The 3,432-nt window shown below is 35.5% G+C and carries 5 protein-coding genes and 1 pseudogene; all 6 read right to left on the reverse strand.

Features of this window, described 5'->3' with window-relative positions:
- Positions 1-77 precede the first annotated feature (77 nt).
- On the reverse strand, positions 78-341 hold the full coding sequence (locus BHV72_RS00185; protein ID WP_286853283.1) for a hypothetical protein: 264 nt from the start codon (positions 339-341) through the stop codon (positions 78-80).
- Between the two features lie 376 nt (positions 342-717).
- Positions 718-1,329, reverse strand: a complete 612-nt coding sequence (locus BHV72_RS00190; protein ID WP_117596723.1) for a superinfection exclusion B family protein — start codon at positions 1,327-1,329, stop codon at positions 718-720.
- 330 nt (positions 1,330-1,659) lie between these two features.
- Positions 1,660-1,893: a hypothetical protein gene (locus BHV72_RS00195; protein WP_117596724.1), complete on the reverse strand. Its 234-nt coding sequence runs from the start codon at positions 1,891-1,893 to the stop codon at positions 1,660-1,662.
- Between the two features lie 4 nt (positions 1,894-1,897).
- Positions 1,898-2,515, reverse strand: a complete 618-nt coding sequence (locus BHV72_RS00200) for a recombinase family protein (RefSeq protein WP_286853287.1) — start codon at positions 2,513-2,515, stop codon at positions 1,898-1,900.
- Between the two features lie 117 nt (positions 2,516-2,632).
- The gene (locus BHV72_RS00205; protein ID WP_117596726.1) at positions 2,633-2,986 is read right to left on the reverse strand and encodes a hypothetical protein; all 354 of its coding nucleotides are present in this window, start codon (positions 2,984-2,986) and stop codon (positions 2,633-2,635) included.
- Positions 2,973-3,432: pseudogene (locus BHV72_RS00210) on the reverse strand (hypothetical protein); the annotation flags it as partial. The gene BHV72_RS00205 and the pseudogene BHV72_RS00210, both read right to left, overlap by 14 nt.

The raw sequence follows: 3,432 nt of genomic DNA on the forward strand, positions 1-3,432 counted from the left end.
GCAGCGAAACCCGCACAGCTACCAAATCGCTACCGGCTACCGAACTTTCTACTCTTTAAGTCTTATTTACCAACCGATTACAAAAAAACGATTGTTTTTTGAATAAAGAGATAGATGGTAATATTTTCTTTTAAATCACCAATATAGGAAATCTCACCACCATGTAAAGCTGTTTTGTAATCTCGCCATTTATTTATTTCATTATTTGTAATTTCTTTCTGTACAGATTCTTCAGGGTGTAATTGAACCTTGGCATTTTTCTTATTGAGATTAATAGAAAAATTAAAAAGGTTGAATGCACTTATCGTATTACTAAAGTTATTGAAACTAAATTTGAACATAGCAATATAATATTTATAATGAGTTTATGCAAATGTAGTTATTTTAGTTTGTAATTAACAATATTCTTGGATATATGGAAGAGGAACAAGAGTTCTTTCATTGCTTGTTCTTAATGATTGAATCTTACCTAATAATATTTCGTTCAATGTATCTTTCTTTGCCGGTTACATCTTATTAACTATCTTATGTGCTTCATCTAAGATCATTTCGCTAATATCTACCTTTAGTCGTAGGATATTCTCATTATATAAATCTTGGTGATATAGTAAGGTCTTGATTACCTTACTTTGCTTCATGCTAAAACAGATATTCATAATTATTGTGATTTCTGATTAGCATACAACTAAATCAATGCAAATTAGTTAAATTGGGAGTTCAATAAAATAATCCTTTTCTTAGGTTTTCTCTTTGAGTTTGTTCTTGTGCCCATTGAGGTCTATGCTCTATAATCCAATTAATTTGGTCTTGGTTGGGATTTTGGGGAAGTTCAATATTGTTATATGTTAGTTGTCGTTTTGCGAATTGTGATATTGCATATCCCCATATTACACCATAGTCATATACCATTCCTGTACTAGAAACTTTATAAATAATACGCTTTGCCTCTAATGACATTACTGTATCATCGTCAAAGGGCATTCCAATGGCATCTTTATTTTGAATATAAAACTCTCGTAAAATAGCTTTCTCATGTAATGTTAGATTATTGATATGTTCTATTATATATCCCTTTATCTTGCGTATATTATGTCTTGTCTTAATGAACTTTAATAAAGTTCTTAGTAGCGTTATTGCTGTAAATATCAAGCTAATTAGCCAAATTAGTCCAATGAACTCACCATACGACTCTTTAAACGTTGAAAGCTTCACTTGATCCAGTAAATTAGTTGGAATGAAAAGCAAACATGAACAAGCTAAAAAGAAGATGAAAAATGTTTGGGCAGGTATTTTCTGTAGGTCAAAGAGTTTTTCTATTAATTTATCCATAATATGTTTTTAATATTAATTACAATGTAAAGGTATAAAAATAATCCAACCTATATAACTGCAAGTGGAATTATTTAGAATTTAACAAACCTTAACTATTACCTTCTTCTGTAAATGTGTTCATTAACTTGCCCATCTGCTCACCAATACACCTATCAATTAGCTTGGCAGAAGTGGAGGGTGAAATTCCCTTCACTTACTCGACTGTAACACTTTTGTCTTCCAGTTATGTCATACATTCCACTTCGTTCCATACTCCCGTCTCCGACCAACCCCAAAGAAAGAAAAAAGAGAAACCAAGTATTACCTCAGTTTCTCTTCCTGATTTGACTATAACAGATTGAGTTCTGCTTTTTCTCCGTTCTGATAGCAATAGATGTCTAAATTTTCAGTAGTCATCCACTGGCAACTATTAAGTCTGAATCCGTATCTCTCCTTGATGGTTGAAAGGAAAGATTCAAAGTCCTCGTAATTCTCTGATTCTCTCAGTTCTTCGTCCGTCAGCTTTATGATATTCAAACCGCCGACACAAAAAACTAAAATCAATACATACCTTGGTTCCATAATTTCAATCCTCTTTTAAGTTATACCTTTTCAATAATATACTCACCTGTGAAGCTCTGAATTGACATCCCTTAGAAGTTACGAATCCTTCACTGTTCAGGATTCTGGCCATTTCAGACAAACTTCTGTCTTCTTTTACCAGGTTTTTCAACAATGCTATGGCTCTCTTGTTATTGGGATTGTCAAGAGCTTTCTGATGATTGGTCCTGTTACTATTCTTTACCGCTTGATCCAGTTTATTCAACAGGTTTTCAGATTTACCCAGTCTATATCCCCTTACTTTCTTGGCTTTCAGGGATTGTTTCGTTCTCTGGCTGATTAATCCGGCCTCATATTCCGCTATACTGCTGATGATATGAAGTACGAGTTTGTTAGCCTCCGGAAAATCACAGAATACTATCTCAACATCACTCTCCAACAATTTACTGGTGAAAGCGACATTTCTACTTAATTTAGGTCTGTCAGATTTACGGCCACTTTCCGTTTCAATATATTCAGCAATCGTTTTTCTATCCTTCAGGTAATTACGTATTATTTCTCTCTGTGCCTCCACGCCAAGTCCTGAGATTTCCTGTTTCACCGTGGACTGCCGTAGGTAGGCTACATAATTTTTCTGTTTCATAATTAACACTTGTTTAACGCTCTTTTCGGTTACTGAATGTCCGTTCAATAACCTTTAAGCAGGTTCATAAAACCACAGAAAGCCTGTTATCACATTTCCCGATTTTTCAGAGAACCGCTAATACTTTATAATATTATATGTATCAGAAATTCTCTTTTCATAATCATCGGTTTTCTCCACAAGTTCATCCACCACAGAAACAAGCATGTCAAAGTAGATGTCTTCCCTCTTATCCCTGATTTCTCCATCCTCACCAATCAGACAGACTTCAAACAGGTCAGCACCCTCATTCAATACAATCTGAACTTTTCCGGTATGCTTGAATCCGTTGACCCTGAATTCAAGACCACATGTTATTACTTTCACTGTCTCAATCTCAACTCCCCAGGACATAAGGACGGGGAGATTGGATTTCAGGATGGACCAGATATACTTAGCCAGTTCCAAATCGTAGTTCTTATCTCTTTCCATAATCCAAAGTTTTTTCATTCATATCCTCTTCATCCTCAACCCAGAACATCCGATAATCTTCATATATCTTTCTGTAATCCTCCAATCCGAAGGGTGGAAAATTGGTGGAATACATGTCATAAAGGTCTTCGGGAGTTAAAGTCGGGTCATTGTTCAGCATATCATAAACCTCATCCTCAAACTCATAGGGACTGAAATATGAATCACTTTGTGTATGGGGATAAGTGTCTGTACAGTCCTCTATGATATGTTCTATAAACCTCAGGCATTTCAGCAGGTCTTTCTTTACCGTTATCTCTTCATCGGTGTGGGCATTGTAGTAACCACATGAGACGTTGATGCAGGAGACCCCAAGCCCTTTCTCTTTCAAGGTCAGAATATCGGTCATCAAGCCGTTCTCCTCCATGTAACCCCATTTTTCAGGTTCTATCGCTTCAATGAACCCT

This window comes from Bacteroides sp. 43_46 (assembly GCF_001915455.1).
Taxonomy (GTDB): Bacteria; Bacteroidota; Bacteroidia; order Bacteroidales; family Bacteroidaceae; genus Bacteroides; species Bacteroides caccae.